This window comes from Methylorubrum sp. Q1, assembly GCF_004683995.1.
Lineage (GTDB): Bacteria > Pseudomonadota > Alphaproteobacteria > Rhizobiales > Beijerinckiaceae > Methylobacterium.
This window is the reverse complement of the sequence record NZ_SRHQ01000026.1, coordinates 1-18,107: the sequence shown is the minus strand read 5'-3', so window position 1 is coordinate 18,107 and position 18,107 is coordinate 1. Positions and strand designations below refer to the sequence as shown.

General features: G+C 68.7%; 18 protein-coding genes, 2 tRNA genes and 1 pseudogene. 10 read left to right on the top strand and 11 right to left on the bottom strand.

The window, feature by feature from the left end:
- Positions 1 to 2 precede the first annotated feature (2 nt).
- On the bottom strand, positions 3 to 767 hold the full coding sequence (madM, locus tag E4V01_RS20995; protein WP_135299690.1) for a malonate transporter subunit MadM: 765 nt from the start codon (positions 765 to 767) through the stop codon (positions 3 to 5).
- A gap of 4 nt (positions 768 to 771) precedes the next feature.
- Complete coding sequence (gene madL / locus E4V01_RS20990; RefSeq protein ID WP_135299689.1) at positions 772 to 1,242, bottom strand: malonate transporter subunit MadL; 471 nt, start codon at positions 1,240 to 1,242, stop codon at positions 772 to 774.
- A 268-nt stretch (positions 1,243 to 1,510) separates the two neighbouring features.
- Here madL and mdcA point away from each other — a divergent pair, with 268 nt between their 5' ends.
- The 8 genes from mdcA to E4V01_RS20950 all read left to right on the top strand — a co-directional run bounded on the left by mdcA (position 1,511) and on the right by E4V01_RS20950 (position 7,958).
- Entirely contained in the window at positions 1,511 to 3,157 is a 1,647-nt protein-coding gene (gene mdcA / locus E4V01_RS20985) for a malonate decarboxylase subunit alpha (RefSeq protein ID WP_135299688.1), read from the top strand.
- A 7-nt stretch (positions 3,158 to 3,164) separates the two neighbouring features.
- On the top strand, positions 3,165 to 3,473 hold the full coding sequence (mdcC, locus tag E4V01_RS20980; RefSeq protein ID WP_135299687.1) for a malonate decarboxylase acyl carrier protein: 309 nt from the start codon (positions 3,165 to 3,167) through the stop codon (positions 3,471 to 3,473).
- A gap of 2 nt (positions 3,474 to 3,475) precedes the next feature.
- On the top strand, positions 3,476 to 4,408 hold the full coding sequence (locus E4V01_RS20975; RefSeq protein ID WP_135299686.1) for a biotin-independent malonate decarboxylase subunit beta: 933 nt from the start codon (positions 3,476 to 3,478) through the stop codon (positions 4,406 to 4,408).
- The gene (gene mdcE / locus E4V01_RS20970; protein ID WP_135299685.1) at positions 4,395 to 5,111 is read left to right on the top strand and encodes a biotin-independent malonate decarboxylase subunit gamma; all 717 of its coding nucleotides are present in this window, start codon (positions 4,395 to 4,397) and stop codon (positions 5,109 to 5,111) included. The genes E4V01_RS20975 and mdcE overlap by 14 nt, the downstream gene beginning before the upstream one ends.
- A complete protein-coding gene (mdcG, locus tag E4V01_RS20965) occupies positions 5,104 to 5,763 on the top strand; it encodes a malonate decarboxylase holo-[acyl-carrier-protein] synthase (RefSeq protein WP_135299684.1) in 660 nt (219 codons plus the stop codon). The genes mdcE and mdcG overlap by 8 nt, the downstream gene beginning before the upstream one ends.
- Positions 5,760 to 6,620 carry a triphosphoribosyl-dephospho-CoA synthase MdcB gene (mdcB, locus tag E4V01_RS20960; protein ID WP_135299683.1) on the top strand — a complete coding sequence of 287 codons (861 nt, stop codon included), beginning with the start codon at positions 5,760 to 5,762 and terminating at the stop codon, positions 6,618 to 6,620. The genes mdcG and mdcB overlap by 4 nt, the downstream gene beginning before the upstream one ends.
- Positions 6,617 to 7,540, top strand: coding sequence for an acyl transferase (locus E4V01_RS20955; RefSeq protein ID WP_135299682.1), 924 nt, complete (start codon positions 6,617 to 6,619; stop codon positions 7,538 to 7,540). Before mdcB ends, E4V01_RS20955 begins: the two co-directional genes overlap by 4 nt.
- A gap of 226 nt (positions 7,541 to 7,766) precedes the next feature.
- Positions 7,767 to 7,958, top strand: coding sequence for a hypothetical protein (locus E4V01_RS20950; RefSeq protein ID WP_153227057.1), 192 nt, complete (start codon positions 7,767 to 7,769; stop codon positions 7,956 to 7,958).
- A 140-nt stretch (positions 7,959 to 8,098) separates the two neighbouring features.
- On the opposite strand, the gene E4V01_RS20945 is transcribed toward E4V01_RS20950, so the two are convergent.
- The 9 genes from E4V01_RS20945 to rlmB form a co-directional block, all read right to left on the bottom strand.
- Positions 8,099 to 8,175, bottom strand: a tRNA-Met gene (locus tag E4V01_RS20945).
- Between the two features lie 104 nt (positions 8,176 to 8,279).
- Complete coding sequence (trpB, locus tag E4V01_RS20940) at positions 8,280 to 9,521, bottom strand: tryptophan synthase subunit beta (protein WP_060768129.1); 1,242 nt, start codon at positions 9,519 to 9,521, stop codon at positions 8,280 to 8,282.
- Positions 9,522 to 9,642: 121 nt separating this feature from the next.
- A complete protein-coding gene (locus E4V01_RS20935) occupies positions 9,643 to 10,290 on the bottom strand; it encodes a phosphoribosylanthranilate isomerase (RefSeq protein ID WP_135299680.1) in 648 nt (215 codons plus the stop codon).
- 30 nt (positions 10,291 to 10,320) lie between these two features.
- Positions 10,321 to 10,689, bottom strand: a complete 369-nt coding sequence (locus E4V01_RS20930) for a LapA family protein (RefSeq protein ID WP_135299679.1) — start codon at positions 10,687 to 10,689, stop codon at positions 10,321 to 10,323.
- Positions 10,690 to 10,927: 238 nt separating this feature from the next.
- Complete coding sequence (ihfB, locus tag E4V01_RS20925) at positions 10,928 to 11,236, bottom strand: integration host factor subunit beta (protein ID WP_012251998.1); 309 nt, start codon at positions 11,234 to 11,236, stop codon at positions 10,928 to 10,930.
- 41 nt (positions 11,237 to 11,277) lie between these two features.
- Positions 11,278 to 12,246 carry a signal peptide peptidase SppA gene (gene sppA / locus E4V01_RS20920; protein WP_060768132.1) on the bottom strand — a complete coding sequence of 323 codons (969 nt, stop codon included), beginning with the start codon at positions 12,244 to 12,246 and terminating at the stop codon, positions 11,278 to 11,280.
- Positions 12,247 to 12,507: 261 nt separating this feature from the next.
- Positions 12,508 to 13,701, bottom strand: coding sequence for a putative sugar O-methyltransferase (locus E4V01_RS20915; protein WP_245517630.1), 1,194 nt, complete (start codon positions 13,699 to 13,701; stop codon positions 12,508 to 12,510).
- Between the two features lie 224 nt (positions 13,702 to 13,925).
- Complete coding sequence (rpsA, locus tag E4V01_RS20910) at positions 13,926 to 15,638, bottom strand: 30S ribosomal protein S1 (RefSeq protein WP_135299677.1); 1,713 nt, start codon at positions 15,636 to 15,638, stop codon at positions 13,926 to 13,928.
- A 414-nt stretch (positions 15,639 to 16,052) separates the two neighbouring features.
- Positions 16,053 to 16,859: a 23S rRNA (guanosine(2251)-2'-O)-methyltransferase RlmB gene (gene rlmB, locus E4V01_RS20905; protein WP_135299676.1), complete on the bottom strand. Its 807-nt coding sequence runs from the start codon at positions 16,857 to 16,859 to the stop codon at positions 16,053 to 16,055.
- Positions 16,860 to 17,006: 147 nt separating this feature from the next.
- Here rlmB and E4V01_RS20900 point away from each other — a divergent pair.
- Positions 17,007 to 17,081: transfer RNA gene (locus E4V01_RS20900), tRNA-Glu, on the top strand.
- Positions 17,082 to 17,331: 250 nt separating this feature from the next.
- Positions 17,332 to 18,098: pseudogene (locus E4V01_RS20895) on the top strand (IS5 family transposase).
- The last annotated feature ends 9 nt before the right edge of the window (positions 18,099 to 18,107 follow it).

Genomic DNA, 18,107 nt, shown 5'->3' with positions numbered 1-18,107 from the left:
CATCACCCCACGATTGCCCGCACGATCAGGAACAGCAGCGACGGGCCGACGAGGCAGCCGATGCCGGTGTGGAAGGTCGCGGTCAACGCGCCATAGGGCACGAGCTTCGGATCGGTGGCCGCGAGCCCGCCGGCGACACCGCTGACCGTCCCCATCAGCCCGCCATAGGCCATCGCCGAGCGCGGGTTGTCGAGGCCGATCAGCCGCGCCACCAGGGGTGTCCCCACCATCACCATCACCGCCTTGGTCACGCCCGTGGCGATCGAGAGCGCCATCACGGTCGAGTCGGCGCCGAGCGCCGCACCCGTCACCGGGCCGACGATGTAGGTGATGGCGCCGGCGCCGATCGTCGTGATCGACACCGCGTCGTGATAGCCGAAGGCCACCGCCGTCAGGGTGCCGACGAGGAAGGGCAGCACCGTGCCGAGCGCTAGCGCCACGACGCCAAGGAGGCCCGCGCGACGCGCTTCGATCACGTCGACCTCGAAGGCGGTGGCGACGATGGCGAAGTCGCGCAGCATCGCCCCGCCCATCAGGCCGATGCCGGCGAGTGCCGGGATGTCGGCCAGCCCGCGCTTCCCGCCGGTGGCGAGACCGCCGAAATAGGCGAGCACGAGTCCGAGCACGATGGCGATGGCCGAACCGTGGACCCGGCCGCGCGTCAGGCGCTTCCCGAGGAAGTTCGACACCAGAATCAGGCCGCCGATGACCGCGAAGGCGGCGACCAAGCTCTGCTCGACGAAGACGTGTTCCAGCATGTGCAGCATGGGCTCAACTCCGGGTCGCCGTGGAGGGCCGCAAGGGTGCGTTCGTCGTCGCGTTCGTCTCGCCGGTCTCGCCGGCGATGATGGCGCCCGCCTGATCGACCTCGGCGCCGTCGCGCGCCGGACGCCCGCCGATCCGGCCGAGCAGGGCCGTGGCGGCAAAACACAGCGTCACGCTGCCAACGGCCGCGATGATGACGATCGGGCCCCCGCTCACCGCAGCGACGACGTTCTGTTGCGCGGCCATGGCCACGACGATGGGGATATACATGCTCGCCCAGAACTCGACCCCGAGCTTGGTCGCGTGGCCGAGCCGGTCGTGGCGCAGCAGCCAGACGCGGGCGGCAATCAGCAGGATCATGGCGATGCCGACACCGCCGACATTGGCCTTCACGTCGAGCAGGATCCCGAGCAGGTCGCCGAGGAACACGCCGATCAAGGTGCAGAGCGCGAGGAGCGCGACGCCGAGGATCGTCATCGGGCCCCCTCCCCGCGTGGAACTGCGGCTGGCTCGACCGGCTTCGACGTCCGTATCCGGCCGCTCGCGGGCTCACTGCATGCAGCGATCATCCGGCGCTTCCTTCCTGTATCCAGTGATTCGTTTTTGTTGCCCTATCGTATGCAAGATATTGACATTGGCGCAAGTGTGGATACAAAAATAATGAGAGAGCGCTGCTGAATGTACATACACGATCGATTCGCAGATCGGTGTATTCGCAGCGCGGCGATGACAGGGAGCGGACCGGATGAGCGGTTGGCGTCGAGAACGGGCGGCCCGCGATGCGCGGATCGAGGCGGGCCGAGCCCATGCCGCGGGCAAGGTCGTGACGGCTGCCGACGTGGTCGCTCTTCTGGAGGCGATCCTTCAGCCCGGCGACCGGGTCTGTCTGGAGGGCGACAACCAGAAGCAGGCGGATTGCCTGGCACGGGGCTTGAGCCAGTGCGACCCCGCCCGCGTGCACGATCTGCACATGGTCCAGTCCGGCATCGTGCTGCCCGAGCATCTCGACATCTTCGAGCAGGGGATCGCGAAGCGCCTCGACTATTCCTATTCGGGGCCGCAGGGCGGGCGCATCGCCCGGATGCTCTATGGCGGGCAGATCGAACTCGGGGCGGTGCACACTTATCTGGAGCTGTTCGCCCGTTACTTCGTCGATCTGACCCCGAACGTGGCGCTGATCGCCGGCGTCTCGGCCGACCGGGACGGCAACCTCTATACCGGGCCGAACACCGAGGACACGCCGACGGTGGTGGAGGCGACCGCCTTCAAGAACGGTGTCGTCGTGGCGCAGGTCAACGAGATCGTCGAGCGCGTGCCTCGCGTCGACATCCCCGGCGACCGGATCGACTTCGTGGTCGAGGCCGACAGGCCGTTCTACGTCGAGCCTCTGTTCACCCGTGATCCCGCGGCGATGACCGAGACGCAGATCCTGATGGCTATGATGGCGATCAAGGGGATCTACGCCGAGTACGGCATCCGCCGGCTCAACCACGGCATCGGCTTCGGCACGGCGGCGATCGAATTGCTGCTGCCGACCTATGCCGAGCGGCTCGGCCTGAAGGGTCGGATCGCTACCCACTGGGCGCTCAACCCGCATCCGACCCTGATCCCGGCGATCGAATCGGGCTGGGTGAAACAGGTTCACTGCTTCGGCTCCGAAGTCGGCATGGACCGCTACATCCGCGAGCGCTCCGACATCTTCTTCACCGGCGCCGACGGTTCGCTCCGCTCGAACCGGGCCTTCTGCCAGACGGCCGGGCTCTATGCCTGCGACCTGTTCATCGGCTCGACCCTGCAGATCGACCTCGCCGGCCATTCCTCGACGGTGACGCAGAACCGCGTGGCCGGCTTTGGTGGCGCGCCGAACATGGGCTCCGACCCGCACGGGCGGCGCCACCCCTCCGACACCTGGATGAAGGCGGGACGCGAGGCGCAGGTCACCGGCAATCCCGCCCTGATGCGGGGCCGCAAGCTCGTGGTGCAGATCGTCGAGACGTTTGGCGAGGGGCTGGTGCCGGCTTTCGTCGAGCAACTCGATGCGCTCGAACTGGCGCGCAAGATCGGCTTGGAGCTGGCTCCGGTGATGGTCTACGCCGACGACGTCACCCACATCGTCACCGAGGAAGGCATCGCCAACCTCCTGCTGTGCCGCACCGCCGACGAGCGCGAGCAGGCGATCCGCGGGGTTGCCGGCTACACCGAGATCGGCCGCGGGCGTGACCGGGCCATGGTCGAGCGGCTGCGCCAGCGCGGCATCGTGCGCCGGCCGGAGGATCTCGGCATCGAACCCCTCGACGCCGACCGCTCCCTGCTCGCGGCGCGGTCGATCAAGGATCTCGTGCACTGGTCCGGCGGGCTCTACGAGCCGCCGGCGAAGTTCCGGAACTGGTGAGGCCGCGATGGAAAAGCTGAGCTTCCGACACACGACGCAGAGGCCCCTGGCCGGCGCGAAGGCGCAGGCCATTACCGGCGTCGTCGCCTCCGGCAATCTCGAAGTGCTGCTGGAGCGCGCCCTGCCCGCGACAGAGTGCACCGTCGAGATCGAGACGCCGATCCGCGGCTACGGCGAGGTCTGGGCGGCGGTGGTCGCCGACTTCGTCGCCCGCGCTCAGCCCGGCGGCCTGCGCATCACGATCAACGATGGCGGTGCCCGCCCCGATACCGTGTCCCTGCGCCTGCTCCAGGGCGCCCGGCTGATGGAGGTCTGACGATGAGCGAACGGATCATCGACCCGGCCGCCAAGGGCTGGGCCACAAGCTGGTACGAGGCGAGCGCCCGCGCCCGCATCGACGGCCTTCTGGATGCGGGCAGTTTTCGTGAGGTCATCGGCCCCGAGCAGCGCCGGATGAGCCCGCACCTGCCGCTGTTCGACCTGCCGCGCGCCTTCGATGACGGCATGATCGTCGGTTCGGGCCGCCTCGACGGCAAACCCGTCCTCGTCGCCGCGCAGGAGGGCCGCTTCATGGGGGGTGCCTTCGGCGAGGTGCACGGCGCCAAGCTTGTCGGCCTGCTGCGCGCTGCCCTGGCGCTGAAGCCGGACGCCGTGCTGATCCTGTTCGATACGGGCGGCGTGCGCCTGCAGGAGGCCAATGCCGGCGAGACCGCGATCGCCGAGGTGATGCGCGCGATCGCGCAACTGCGCGCGGCCGGCGTGCCGGTGATCGGCCTGATCGGGGGCCGGGCCGGAGCCTATGGCGGCGGCGGCTTGATCGCGGGCACCTGCTCGCGGCTCGTTGTCTCCGAGGGCGGACGCATCTCGGTCTCGGGGCCGGAGGTCATCGAGACCAACAAGGGGGCGGAAGAATTCGATTCCCGCGACCGTGCCCTGGTCTGGCGCACCATGGGCGGCAAGCACCGCCGCCTTACCGGCGGCGCCGACGCCTATGCCGACGACACCGTCGCGGCCTTCCGCCAAGCGGCTCTGGACCTGATCGGGCGGGCCCCGGCCTTCGACCTCGCCACGCTGGAGGCGGAGCAGGCGCGGTTGGAACAGCGCCTCACGCGCTTCGGCGATTGCCGGGACGCGACCGAGATCTGGGCACGGCTCGGGGTGAACGATCCGGAAGCGGTCCCGGCCCTGACCACGGCCGACTACGACACCCTGCTCGCCAGCCTGGGAGAGACGACCCATGACGCTCGCTGAGATCCTGGCCTCGCTGTTTCCGGAGGGTCATTCCGTGACCGTGGAGGACGGGCTCGTGAATGGCGAGGGTCCGTTCCGGGGCGGCCGGCTCGCGGTGATCGGCATCGACGGCGACACGGCGCTCGGCGTCGACGGCGCCTGCCGGCTCGCGGGCTACGTCCTCGACGTGGTGCGCCGGGGCGGCGCCACGCCGATCCTCGTGGCGATCGATTCCGACAGTCAGCGCATGAGCCGGCGCGACGAGCTGCTCGGCCTCAACGAGTACCTCGCCCACCTCGCCAAGACGCTGCTGCTCGCCGACGCGCACGGCCACCCGACCGTCGGACTGATCTACGGGCATTCGGCGGCGGGCGCCTTCATTGCCACGGCGCTCGCCACCCGCGTCCTCGTCGGCCTGCCGGGGGCGAACCCGAGCGTGATGGATCTGCCCTCCGTGGCCCGCGTCACGAAGTTGCCCCTCGATCGGCTGGAGGCGATGGCCAAGGACACCCCCGTCTTCGCGCCGGGCCTCGACAACATGGTGTGCACGGGTGCGGTGCAGGCGGTGCTCGATCCGGACCAGCCGCTGGCAGAGCAGATCGCCGCCGTGATCGATGCGCTGCCCGCCGAGGATCGCCGCGACCGGAGCGGGCGCGAGCGCGGCGGACGACCGGTGGCCGAGGCGATCGCCGCGCAGGTGGTGCGGGAGGCCGCTTTTGGCTGAGGCGCACCGGCGCCATGACCTCCTCGACGTCGAGCCGGGAGCCTGGGCCGATGCCGTGAACGCGCGGGCGGATCTCGCAGGGGTGCCGCACGTCGCGGCGTGGGTGGACAATGGCCGGCCGGTCATCCTGCGCCGCTCGTATCCGGGAGAGGATTCGGGCCGCGTGCCGGTCGGCCTGCCGCTGCCGCCACGGGACGGCAAGCGCCGCATCGGCCTGATGCTCCCGCCGGACGCGGTCCGCCCGCGCGCGCCCGTTCTCCTGTCCGAGGCGCGAGCCGCATGCCCGCTTTCCTGGGGCGTGACGCTCGAAGCGCTGATCGCCCTCGGCGAGCGCCATGGCCTCGCGCCGCGTCCCTTCGGAAGCCTGCTCTGGCAGAGCCTGAGCGGCCTCCCCTACCTGTCCGATGGGTCGGATCTCGATCTGCTCTGGCCGGTTGCCGGCGCGATTCCGCTTCGGCTGATAGCGGAAATTGCGGCGATCGAGGTGCGGGCGCCGATGCGCCTCGATGGTGAGATCCTGCTGTCCGACGGGGGGGGCGTGAACTGGCGCGAACTGCACAGCATCGGCCCCGGCGGAACGGTACTGGTGAAGCACCATGACCGCCTCGCCCTCCGCGAGGCCGCCGCCCTTCTCGCGGGAGATCCCGAATGAGCCCGCTCTCCGGGCTGCGAGCGCGTATCCCCGAAAATAATCGGTGCCTGGAGGCGGACGCGATCGCGCGGTCGGCGGCGACGGCGTTGCGGCTCGAGCTCGAAACCTACCCGAAGCCGGGCCTCGTCAGCCACGTCGATCGCGGCAGCCACGCCGACATGGATGCGGATACCTTCCGGGCGAGTACGGCGGCGATCACGCCCTTCTTCCGCACCCTCGCGATCGCCGGTGCGGCGGGCGCGCCGATGCCCGCTCTGCGCAGCATCGGCCTTGATGCCGAGGCGGCGATGCGGGCGGCCACCGGTGGCGTGAACACGCATCGCGGCGCCATCTTCGGGCTCGGCCTGCTCTGCGCCGCAGCCGGCGCCCTGAAGCGGCCGGGGGCGGGAGCGCTCGGGGCCCTCGTCCGCGAACGTTACGGTTCGGGAATCCTCGACGGGCCGGTGCTGCTCCATGCGCCCGGCGCACGGGCGCGCCGCCGCCACGGCGTCGGTGGCGCGCCGGCCGAGGCCGCCGCCGGCTTTCCGAGCCTCTACCGGGTCGCCCTGCCGGCCCTGCGCCGCGGCCGGCAGTGTCATCCCGGCGATGCGCAGGCCGCGCGGGTCGAAGCCTGCCTTGCCCTGATCGCGCATATCGAGGACACGAACCTGCTGCATCGCGGCGGGCCCGAGGGCTTTGCCTTCGCGCGCAGCGAGGCCGCGCGATTCATCGACGACGGCGGTGTGGCGCAACCCCGCTGGCGCACGCGCGCCGAGGCGCTGCATCGCGCCTTCGTCACCCGCAACCTCAGCCCCGGCGGCGCAGCCGACCTGCTCGCGATGGCGCTGTTCGTGGAGAGCGTCGAGGCGTCCGCGTGACGCTCGCGGTGCTTCTCTCCGGTCAGGGCGGCCAGCATCCGGGGATGTTCGATCTCACCGCGGATTGGCCCCCCGCCGCGCCCGTCTTCGCGGCGGCCGAACGCGTCCTCGGTCAAGACCCGCGGGCATTCGTCCGCAGGCCGGGGGCGGACTTGCACGGCAACCGCACCGGGCAGATCCTCTGCTGCGTCGCGGCGCTTGCGGGCTGGACCCTCGTGCAGGCGTCGCACCCCAGCCGCACGATCGTCGCCGGCTACAGCATCGGCGATCTCGCCGCCTGGGGCTGCGCCGGCCGCTTCGACGCCGAGACGATCCTGCGCCTTGCCGCGACGCGCGCCGAGGCGATGGATGCGGCCGCCGGTGATGGCGCCGGCCTTGCCGGCATCCGAGGATTGCCCCTCGCGGCAATCGAGACCGCGGCTGCGGCACATGGCTGCGAACTCGCCATCCGCAACGCCAGCGACAGCGCCGTCGTCTGCGGCCCGGGCCCGGCGCTCGAAACACTCTGCGTCGAGGCGCTGGCGGCCGGTGCACTGCGTGCCGTGGTTCTGCCGGTGCGCACCCCTTCGCATACGCCGCTGCTGCGCGAGGCCAGCCGGTGCTTCGAGGCGGCTCTCGCCGGGATGCAACCACGGCGCCCTCCGCCGGGCGCTCCCCGGCTCATCAGTGGCCTCGACGGCGCGCCCGTCTTCGACGTTCAAGCGGGATTGTCGAAGCTCGCGCGCCAGATCTCGCACACGATCGATTGGGCCGCCTGCCTGGAGGCCTGCCGGGAATATGGCTGCGACACCATCCTCGAACTCGGCCCCGGCCATGCCCTCGCGACCATGGCGCGCAATGCGATCCCCGAGGCGCGGGTCCATGCCCTCGAAGAATTCCGCTCGGCCGCCGGCGTCGCCGAATGGATCGGGGGACGATGAGAGCGATGCGGTCCGCGGACGCGGCTCGATCCGCTCCTCGCTGCGCTGGCGCAGGCCGGCATCGCCGCCGATCCGGTGACGGTCAGTGGGGACGAAGCGCGCAGCCTGCCGCTCGATCTCCTCACCGGGGGACACTGGGCGCTCCAGGGTTTCACGGGCGGTGGCCGCGGCGGCGACATCGCGTTGATCGCCACCGCTCTCTCGCTCCTCTTCGGTGCCTTCCCGTGTGCTGATCGACGACGGGAGCGGCGACGAGATCTGTCCCGGCCTCGGCGAGGGACGGGACAACGGGCGCATCACCGCCATGGCGCCGGACAGCGTCACCCTCGATCAGAACGGCCGCCCGTTCACTGCCATGGTCATGGGACAGCCGGTCACGCTACGACTGCTTCCGCTGGAGCCGGCGCTTCGGAACTGAGGCGATGTTACGGAGCGCGGGTGACTGCGCTATCCTCGCCCCGCTCAAGCCCCTGAGTTCCGGAGGGTAGCCCGAAGAAACAAAAAGCCCCGGACGGGTGTCCAGGGCTCGGCGTCTTGGTGTTCTATGCAAAGATGATTTGGTAGCGAGGGAGGGATTTGAACCCCCGACACAAGGATTATGATTCCTCTGCTCTAACCAGCTGAGCTACCCCGCCACTGTCACGTCCGGCGCTGACGCGTCGTCCGATGCGCGGGATATAGGGAGAAGGGCGCGAGGGTGTCAACGGTCTGTTGCGGCCCCCGCGCAGGTTCTCCCCCTTCAGAGCGTCTGCCCGAAGATCTGCGCCACCTGCGGGATATCCTTGTCGCCGCGGCCGGAGAGGTTCAGCACCATCAGGTGCTCGGCCGGCTTGGTCGGCGCCAGCTCCATCACCTTCGACAGGGCGTGCGCGGGCTCCAGAGCCGGGATGATGCCTTCCAGCATCGAGCAGAGCTTGAACGCCTCCAGCGTCTCCGCGTCGGTCGCCGACAGGTAGGTGACCCGGCCCATCTCGTGCAGCCATGCGTGCTCGGGGCCGATACCGGGATAATCGAGACCCGCCGAGATCGAGTGGGCATCGGCGATCTGGCCGTCCTCGTTCATCAGCAGGTAGGTCCGGTTGCCGTGCAGCACGCCCGGGCGACCGCCCGTGAGCGAGGCAGCATGGAGGCCGCTCTGCACGCCGTGCCCGGCCGCCTCGACGCCGTAGATTTCGACTTCGCGGTCATCGAGGAAGGGGTGGAACAGGCCCATGGCATTCGAGCCGCCGCCGATGCAGGCGATGAGCGAGTCCGGCAGGCGGCCCTCCATCTCCAACATCTGCTGCTTCGTCTCGATGCCGATCACCGATTGGAAATCGCGCACCATCGCGGGGTAAGGATGGGGGCCGGCCACGGTGCCGATGCAGTAGAAGGTGTCGGAGACGTTGGTGACCCAGTCGCGTAGGGCCTCGTTCATCGCGTCCTTGAGCGTGCGCGTGCCGGATTGCACCGGGATCACCTCGGCACCGAGCATCTTCATGCGGAACACGTTCGGGGCCTGCCGCTCGACATCGACGGCGCCCATATAGACCACGCATTTCAGGCCGAAGCGGGCACAGAGCGTCGCCGTCGCGACGCCGTGCTGGCCCGCGCCGGTCTCGGCGATGATCCGCGGCTTGCCCATGCGGCGGGCGAGCAGGATCTGTCCGAGGACGTTGTTCACCTTGTGGGAGCCGGTGTGATTCAGCTCCTCGCGCTTGAAGAAGATCTTCGCCCCCTGCCCCGCCGGCGCCTCAGCACGCAGGTGCTCGGTCAGGCGCTCGGCGTAGTAGAGCGGGCTCGGGCGGCCGATGTAGTGGGTGCCGTAGGATTCCATATCCGCCTTGAACGACGGATCGGCCTTGGCGTCGGCATAGGCCTTCTCGAGATCGAGAATCAGCGGCATCAGCGTCTCGGCCACGAAGCGACCGCCGAAGATGCCGAAGCGACCGCGCTCATCCGGCCCGGTGCGGAAGGAATTGGGAGCGGGGTTCAGCGTCACGGGGACGGTCCTTCGCGAAAATCTGATCGTTGCCTCGCGTGCTAGACCCATGCGCGGGCCGCCGCAATGCGGCACAGCCGGACAAACGCGCCGGACGCCGTCTTCGGTGGGAGTGGAGCGGTCAGCTTCCGCGACGGGCGGCGGCGACGAAGGCCGCGATCCTGTCCGGATCTTTCTCGCCCGGCCGGATCTCGACGCCCGACGAGACATCGACGGCGGCCAGCCCCGTATGCGCGAGCGCCGTGACGACGTTCCCGGCATCCAGGCCGCCCGACAGCATCGTGCCGGCCGGCAAGGCCGCCCCGTTCAGGATATCCCAGTCGAAGCGGCGTCCGTTGCCGCCCGGCAGATCGGCGCCGGGAGGAGGCTTGGCGTCGAGCAGAAGCCGGTCGGCGACGGCGGCATAGGCCGGGAGCGCCCGAAGATCGGCGATCGTGGCAATCCCGACGGCTTTCATGACCGATCGGCCGGTCCGGGCACGGATGGCGGCGACGCGCTGCGGCGTCTCATGGCCGTGAAGCTGGATCAGGTCGGGGTCGAGCGCCTCGATGGCGGCAGCGAGGGTCGCCTCGTCCGGATCGACCAGCAGCACCACGCGCTGCGCCCTCCCCCGCGCCCGCTGTGCGAGGCCGCGGCCCTGTTCCAGGGTGACGTGGCGCGGGCTCTTGGGGAAATGGACGAAGCCGACGAGGTCGGCACCCGCGTCGAGGGCCGCGTCGAGCGTCGTCTCGGTACTGAGGCCACAGATCTTGACGCAGATGTCTGCCATGGGCGGAACGACGCTCTCAGCCCTCAGCCCTCAGCGCGCCGCTGCCGGGGCAGGCAGGGCGGTGTAGGTGCCGGCGCCGGCGTAGCCCGGCTCGACACCCGGCGTGCCGAAGGTCTTCAACTCGGCCGCCTCCTTGGCAAGACGGTCGGCCTCACGGCGGTGATAGCGCGCCCGCTGGCGTGTCCGGCTCTGCCCGAGCCAGCTTCCGATACCGCCGACGAGAATGCCGAGTGCCACCGAGCCGAACACCACGGCGTAGAGCGGCAGGACGAGGCTGAACACGGGCTCAGGCGAGAACGGATCGAAGGAAAGGGTCACGGCGTCGCGATTGGCGACGGCCAGCAGGACCACCACCACCGCGATCGGCAGCAGAATCAGCGCCTTCAGAAATCGAATCATGCAAGAGGTCTCCGACGGGCGGCGTTAAGCCTTCGAGGGGCTCACCGGTGCCGCTAAGGGCTTTCGAGCGAGGGCTCTTCGAGGCTCAGACCGCAGAACTAGAGCGTTTCACGCCCAAGGGGATGCCGGTTCGGCGCAAGGCGCGTCGAAATGGGCGCGTCGAAAGGGGAGCGGCGAAGCGAGATGTCGCGACCGCGCCTCGCGTCACGCCCGTGACGGCGTCTTAGAGCGGATGCGATCAAGCGCCCGGTTGCTCGTCGCCGATGCCGGCGCGGTTGAGGCGCAGGCGCATCTCCTTGCCGGTCTTGAAGACGGGAATCGCCTTCTCCGACACCGCCACGGATTCGCCCGTGCGCGGATTGCGCCCGCGGCGGGCCTCGCGGCGCTTGACCGAGAAGGCGCCGAAGCCGCGCAACTCCACGCGGTCGCCCTGAGCCAGGGCGTCGGCGATCGTGTCGAGGATCGCGTTCACCAGGGTCTCGACATCGCGCTGGTAGAGATGGGGGTTCTGCTCAGCAATCTTGAGCACGAGTTCCGACTTGATCATGCGGCTCTCTTCCGGATGCGGGGCTGGCGCGGCGCGAGACCTCAGGGGGCCGGCCGCCAGACGGCCAGGAGCCCGCCGCCGGTGAGCCCGGCAGCTTCGTCCTCGACCGCACGGAGGCGGCTGGCGAGCCCTTCAAGACCGAGAAGATCGGCGCCGAGTCCCAGTGTCGACCACAGCTTGAACCCGCCGTCGGCTTTCGGCTTCCAGTCCTTCACCGGAAGCTTCTCGGGGACCTTCTTCTCCTTCTCCAGCCACGCCACCGCCTGGCGCTCGCCGCCGAGCTCATCGACGAGCTTGAGGGGCAGGCTCTGGCGACCGCTGAACACGCGGCCGTCGGCGACGGCGGCAAGTTGGCTGTCGTCCATGCCGCGGCGCTCCGCCACCAGGCCCTTGAACCAGCCATAGGTGTCGAGAACGATCGATGACAGAGCTGCGCGGGCCTCCGGCGAAGTCGGGCTGAAGCCCGAAGGCTCCGCTTTGAGCGGCGAGGATTTGACGGATTCGACCTTCACGCCGACCTTGTCGAGCAGGCCGGAAACGTCCGGATACTGGAACAGCACGCCGATCGAGCCGACGAGCGCGGTCTCACGGGCGACGATGTGATCGGCGGCGATCGCGGTGATGTAGGCGCCCGAGGCTGCCGTGCCATCGACGAAGGCGACCATCGGTTTCTTCGCGGCAAGCGCACGGAGGTTGCGATAGAGCTCCTCCGAGCCGGTCGTCGTGCCGCCCGGCGACGAGATCGAGATCACCACACCCTTGACCGCGTTCGACTCGCCGACCCGCTCGATCAGCTTACGGGTCGAGTCGCTGCCAGCGATGAAACCGCCGATCGAGATCCGGGCAATCTGGTTCTCGGTGGCCGGAAACAACCGGCCCTCGCCGACCCGCGCGCGGTAGCCCAACGCGCCGACGGCGATGATGGCGGCACCGATACCGAGCATCCGCCACAGCGTAAGCTTGCGGCGCAGACGGCGGCGGTCGATGAGAAACTCGGCGTCTGCAGCCATCCGACGATGTACTCCTCTCCAAGCGGCGCGGTGCAGCCGTCGTTTCGTTGGGACCGTTCAACCGCGCCCTGCCGGAGCACGGCCCTGTCCGATCCGGATTCTGGCCAAACCCTTGATGGACTTGGGTTCGGTTGCTGCGACCGAGTCCGCGCTCGTGTTTAGCGCCGCCCGAGGCGCGCGGGCAAGAGCCCGTTCCGACCGGGGCCGGCACAACCCGCAGCGGTCGTCGTCCGACGCCACGCCCCCGGAGAGGCAACCCGTTCAACGTCGAGCGTAGATCTCTTCGACGTAGCCGTCACGCATCCAGAACAGATGCCGGCCCAGCCTCCGGTAGCCACCGTCCCGCGCAACCAGATCGGCGACGACGGCCTGCTGGAAAGCGTCGGTGTTCGGGGCCGCCGCCTCCTGATTGATCGAGTAGAACAGTGGTGCGATGACTCGGATCCGCGCGATATACATGGCTGCCGTCTCCGGCGGCATTTCCGGCAGCGAGTCCTGATTGATCGCCAGATCGTAGCGCTCGTTCCGCTCGATCTCCCACCACGGCAGAACCCGGATCGCGGCATCCGGCTCGCCGGCCAGGGACACGTCGAGGCCCGCTTTCAGCAGAAACCATCCCTGGAGCACGTTGGTGAAGGGCAGATCAAGGATCGTGTAGTGCCGGTCGGGGTGGCGCAGGAACCAAGCCAGACCGCCGAAACCACCGCCGATCTCGACCACCCGGTCGAAGCGGCCGAGTTGTCCGATCCGCCAAGCGGCATAGGCGTGAGTCAAGGCGTGCTCGGGCAGGATGCCGGCGCCGTAACGCACGCCGAACGGAGCGCCGACCTCTGGAAAAGCCAGGGGGAAGCCGAGTTCGGCCTCGAGACGCGCCGGCTCGACATGGTGGGCAAGGGGGCCGACGAGCGCGGCCGCGTAATCGCCCTGTTCGGGTGAGCGGATCGGGGCGAGGCCGACCGCCTCCGAGAGCCGCAGCAGCCGGTCGCACCAGCTTGCGGCGAACGGTGTCGGCGCATGGCGCGCCAGCGTCGCCATCGTGCGCCCCATGGCGATGCCGTGCGCGAGATGCGACTGGAACAGGTTGTTCAGCAGTCCGGCGAGCGTGCCGGCATCGCCGTGCTGCAGGGCACGATGGAAATCGGGAAAGCCTTGGCTCCTGGCCGCCCACATGCCCTCGCTGTCGGCCTGGACCGGCGCGCGTCCGGCACCGGATTGCCAGGCCGCGATGAGACGTCGCGCGATGGCTTCATCCTCAGGGCCGGGTCGGGGCTTGGCGAAGGCGATGGCCGGCAGCTCGGGCCAGGCGCGGTAGGGATATCGGTAGGTCCACGGTCCGGCGATTCCGCCGCCGAGTTCGGCCGTCGCGGACGGGACTTGGAACGGACGCCCCTCGCGGCGACCGAAGACGCGGTAATGCACTTCCGCCGAGGCGACGAGACCGGCCTCAATCGCCATCGCCACATCGGCGTTGAGGTCGAGATAACGCTCGGAATCGAAACGGGACGGGAGCGGGTCGGAACGGCGTCCGGGGCGCCTGCCCCTCAACCATCTCAGGCTGGCGCCTAAGCTCGAGAGGCGGTTTGCCATCGCGCTCGCTTCGGGACGTTTCGAAAACGGGACTGAAAAAAGTTCGGGGCCGGCAGAGCCGGCCCCGAGGCATCATCGGAAGGCGGCGAGGCTTACTCCTCGTCGCCACCCTTCTTCTTGTTGAAGGCGGCACCGAGGATGTCGCCGAGCGAAGCGCCCGAATCGGCCGAGCCGAACTGGGCCATCGCCTCCTTCTCCTCGGCGACCTCCAGAGCCTTGATCGAGACCTGCACGCGGCGGGCCTTGCGATCGAACTGGATGACGCGGGCGTCGAACTTCTCGCCGGCGGCGAAACGCTCGGGACGCTGGTCGCCACGGTCACGGGCGAGTTCGGCGCGGCGAATGAAGGTCTGCATGTCGGTGTCGACGAGCTTCACCTCCAGGCCGGAATCCTTCACCTCGACGACCTCGCAGGTGACGATCTGGCCCTTCTTGACCTCGCCGGCTTCGGCGAAGGGATCGCCGCCGAGCTGCTTCACGCCGAGCGAGATGCGCTCCTTCTCGACATCGACGTCGAGAACCTGGGCACGCACCATGTCGCCCTTCTTGAACTCCTCGATGACCTGCTCGCCGGGACGGTTCCAGTCGAGATCCGACAGGTGGACCATGCCGTCGACATCGCCTTCGAGGCCGATGAACAGGCCGAACTCGGTCTTGTTCTTGACCTCGCCCTCGACCTCGGAACCGACCGGGTGCTTCTCAGCGAAGGCATCCCACGGGTTCTGCAGGGTCTGCTTGAGGCCGAGCGAGATACGACGCTTGACCGAATCGACTTCCAGGATCTGCACCTCGACCTCCTGAGAGGTGGAGACGATCTTGCCCGGATGGACGTTCTTCTTGGTCCAGCTCATCTCGGAGACGTGGATCAGGCCCTCGATCCCCGGCTCCAGCTCCACGAAGGCGCCGTAGTCGGTGATGTTGGTCACGCGGCCCTTGAGCTTGGCTTCCTCGGGGTAACGGGCGGCGATGCCCTCCCACGGATCGGCCAGGAGCTGCTTGATGCCGAGCGAGATGCGGTGCGTCTCGTGGTTGATCTTGATGATCTTGACCTTGACCGTCTGGCCGATGGTCACGACCTCGGACGGGTGGTTCACGCGGCGCCACGCCATGTCGGTGACGTGCAGCAGGCCGTCGATCCCGCCGAGATCGACGAAGGCGCCGTACTCGGTGATGTTCTTGACGACGCCGTCGATGACCTGACCTTCCTCAAGGTTGGCCACCAGCTCCGAGCGCTGCTCGGCGCGGCTCTCTTCGAGCACGGTGCGGCGCGACACGACGATGTTGCCGCGGCGGCGATCCATCTTGAGGATCTGGAACGGCTGCGGCGTGCCGAGCAGCGGGGTCACGTCGCGGACCGGTCGGATATCGACCTGGGAGCGCGGCAGGAACGCCACGGCGCCGTCGAGATCGACGGTGTAGCCGCCCTTGACCTGGTTGAAGATCGTGCCGGTGACGCGCTCGTTGGCTTCAAAAGCCTTCTCGAGCTTGACCCACGACTCCTCGCGGCGCGCCTTGTCGCGCGAGATGACGGCCTCGCCCAGCGCGTTCTCGATGCGGTCGACGTAAACCTCGACCTCGTCGCCAACCTTGAGCTCGCCCTCGCGGCCCGGGCCGGTGAATTCCTTGAGGGGGACGCGCCCCTCGGTCTTGGCACCGATATCGATGACGGCGACATCTTTCTCGATGCCGACGACGGTGCCCTTGACGACCGAACCCTCGGTGATCTCATGCTGGAGGAAGGATTCCTCGAGCAGGGCCGCGAAATCCTCGCGGGCCGAAGAGCTTGCGTTCAGACCAGCTGACATTCTTTCTCCTGAATGGCCCCATTTCGGGAGGCCTGCGTCGGCGGCTCGTGTTGCAAAGGACCCCCGTCACCGCCGCCCGCCGGATGGACGATCCGGCCGGGCTCGCCTCCTCTCGGAGGGCCGACGCATGCTGAAAGCGATGGTCGAGGGCTCGATCCCCCCGGCGATGCGTCCGCCGGGCGAGAAAGCCCGGATCCTGACGGTATCGATGAGGAAATCGGGGCGAGCGATACCGGATCCGCGTGCGCGACGCAACGTCTTGCAACGACTTGGAATGCCGGACTCCCGGACGCGAACGTCGCCGCGAGAGCTGAGTTCGAGCGGATACGATTCGTCCGGGATCTTGTCGCGATGAGACCGGAGCGTAACGGTCTCTGGACCATGCCCGGCGCCATCCGGCGCCGGGATCAGGTTTCAGGCGGCCGTCCCGGCCGAACGCGTCAGTGCGTAGAGGGTGATCGCCGCGGCGTTCGAGACATTGAGGCTGCGGATGGCGCCGGTCGCGTCGATGCGCACCAGCAGGTCGCAGCATTCGGTGGTGCGCTGACGCAAGCCCTTGCCCTCGGCCCCCAGCACGAGCACCGCCGGTCGGCGCGGGCCGACCGCTTCGAGCGTCGTGCCGGCGTCGGAATCGAGGCCGATCCGGGTGAACCCGCGCTCGCCGAGCGTGATCAGCGCCTCGGCCAGATTGCGTACGATCACCAGCGGGACGTGCTCCAGTCCGCCGGACGCCGATTTTGCCAGCACGCCCGTGGCATTCGGCGAGTGGCGCGCGGTGGTGACGATGGCGGTGACGCCGAACGCGGCCGCCGTTCGAACGATAGCGCCGACATTGTGCGGATCGGTGATCTGATCGAGCGCGAGCAGCAGCGCGTCGTCCGGCATCGCGTCGAGCGCGGGTGCGGCCAGCGGCTCGGCCTCCGCGTAGAGGCCCTGATGCACCGCGTCCGGACCGAGCAGTCGGTCAATCGCGCTCGGGCGAACCATCTCCGGCTCGATCGGCAGTTCGATACCGGCCTCTTTCAGGCGCGCCAGCGCGTTCTCGGTGGCGAGCAGCCGATGGAAGTGGCGGCCCGCATTGGCCAGAGCCTCCGAGACGGGGTGCCAGCCATAGAGCACGACATGGTCCCTCCCCTCACGCGCAGCCGGTCCCGGAGGCTGGGTTCGCGGGCGGGGCCGGAAGCCGTACGGCTTGGCCGGGCGGTCGCGCGGCGGGGTCATGGGCGGGTCTTTCTGGGCATGAAATGAATGCGGCGTATCGGATGTCCGAGAAGCCGATGGGACCGCTCCGCGTCAAGTCGCGGAATCATGCGGCAAAGCCGTTGCCGTCGGCGGCGAACCCGACTATAGACCGGTCGCCGTCGGACAGCGCCCTTCGTCTATCGGTTAGGACGTCAGCCTTTCACGCTGAAAAGGCGGGTTCGATTCCCGCAGGGCGCGCCACTTCCGTACAGAACTGCGAACGTAAGCGTGGCAGATGTGGCCGCACCAACGACGGCGGCTTCCAGGCGAGCTTTGTCGCCGACAATGCGGATAACGTCGGCATCCACCTCAACTCTATCGACGATCGCCTGCAGCCACGCCTTTCGGAACGGGACTTCGCCACTCGTCACGTTCGTGCGCATTAGGGCTTGTCGTCGCCTGAACGAGTTGCGAATTTTGGCGTTTTCTCGTTTTCAAGTGAGGAGACGCGATGCTGTCAGACGCGCAGTGGGGTGAGTTAGAGCCGCTGATCGAGGGCTGTCGCCCGAAGGCCAAGACACCGCCCAAGGAGCTTCGGCGCACGATCTCTGCGATCCTCTAGCGACATCTGAACGGGGCGAAGTGGCGCGCCATCCCCGAGGAGTTGGGTCCTTGGTGGCAGGCGGCACAGATCTTCATCCGCTGGGCACGCGCCGGGGTGTGGGAGCGGCTGCTCGATCGCGTGCAGGAGCGCGGCGTCGCGCTGGGCATGGTCTTCCTCGATGGCAGCAACGTTCGGGCTCACCAGAAGGCAGCGGGCGCGGCAAAAAGGGGGGATCTGCGGCCGAGCGAGACGCTCGTGAAGCACTTGCCCGCTCTCGTGGCGGCTATGGCACCAAGGCCTGCGTGATCGCCGACGGGAGAGGCCGCGCCGTCGCCTTCCGCATCGCTCCGGGGCAGGCCCACGAACTGCCTCACGCCATTCCGCTCCTCGACCAACTGCCCGGCGTGCCCAAGTGGGTCGTGGGCGACCGTGGCTATTCCAGCCACGGCTTCCGCGAGCACATCTGGACCACCGGTGCGCGTCCCGCGATCCCGACCAAACGCAACGAAGAGCAACTCGCCTGCCCGGACTGGGCCTACAACAACCGCAACATCGTCGAGCGGTCATGGGCGCGCCTCAAGGAGTGGCGCGCCGTCGCCACCCGCTACGAGAAGACCGCCGTCAGCTTCGCCGGTGTCCTCTGCCTCGCCGCAACGCTCGATTGGCTCAAGTGACAACAGGCC

What these genes read in the sequence shown, in the direction of transcription:
- madM (WP_135299690.1), bottom strand. Translation starts at nt 767, where the DNA reads ATGCTGCACATGCTGGAACACGTCTTCGTCGAGCAGAGCTTGGTCGCC.
- madL (WP_135299689.1), bottom strand. Translation starts at nt 1,242, where the DNA reads ATGACGATCCTCGGCGTCGCGCTCCTCGCGCTCTGCACCTTGATCGGC.
- mdcA (WP_135299688.1), top strand. Translation starts at nt 1,511, where the DNA reads ATGAGCGGTTGGCGTCGAGAACGGGCGGCCCGCGATGCGCGGATCGAG.
- mdcC (WP_135299687.1), top strand. Translation starts at nt 3,165, where the DNA reads ATGGAAAAGCTGAGCTTCCGACACACGACGCAGAGGCCCCTGGCCGGC.
- E4V01_RS20975 (WP_135299686.1), top strand. Translation starts at nt 3,476, where the DNA reads ATGAGCGAACGGATCATCGACCCGGCCGCCAAGGGCTGGGCCACAAGC.
- mdcE (WP_135299685.1), top strand. Translation starts at nt 4,395, where the DNA reads ATGACGCTCGCTGAGATCCTGGCCTCGCTGTTTCCGGAGGGTCATTCC.
- mdcB (WP_135299683.1), top strand. Translation starts at nt 5,760, where the DNA reads ATGAGCCCGCTCTCCGGGCTGCGAGCGCGTATCCCCGAAAATAATCGG.
- E4V01_RS20935 (WP_135299680.1), bottom strand. Translation starts at nt 10,290, where the DNA reads ATGGCAGACATCTGCGTCAAGATCTGTGGCCTCAGTACCGAGACGACG.
- E4V01_RS20930 (WP_135299679.1), bottom strand. Translation starts at nt 10,689, where the DNA reads ATGATTCGATTTCTGAAGGCGCTGATTCTGCTGCCGATCGCGGTGGTG.
- ihfB (WP_012251998.1), bottom strand. Translation starts at nt 11,236, where the DNA reads ATGATCAAGTCGGAACTCGTGCTCAAGATTGCTGAGCAGAACCCCCAT.
- sppA (WP_060768132.1), bottom strand. Translation starts at nt 12,246, where the DNA reads ATGGCTGCAGACGCCGAGTTTCTCATCGACCGCCGCCGTCTGCGCCGC.
- E4V01_RS20915 (WP_245517630.1), bottom strand. Translation starts at nt 13,701, where the DNA reads ATGGCGATTGAGGCCGGTCTCGTCGCCTCGGCGGAAGTGCATTACCGC.
- rpsA (WP_135299677.1), bottom strand. Translation starts at nt 15,638, where the DNA reads ATGTCAGCTGGTCTGAACGCAAGCTCTTCGGCCCGCGAGGATTTCGCG.
- rlmB (WP_135299676.1), bottom strand. Translation starts at nt 16,859, where the DNA reads ATGACCCCGCCGCGCGACCGCCCGGCCAAGCCGTACGGCTTCCGGCCC.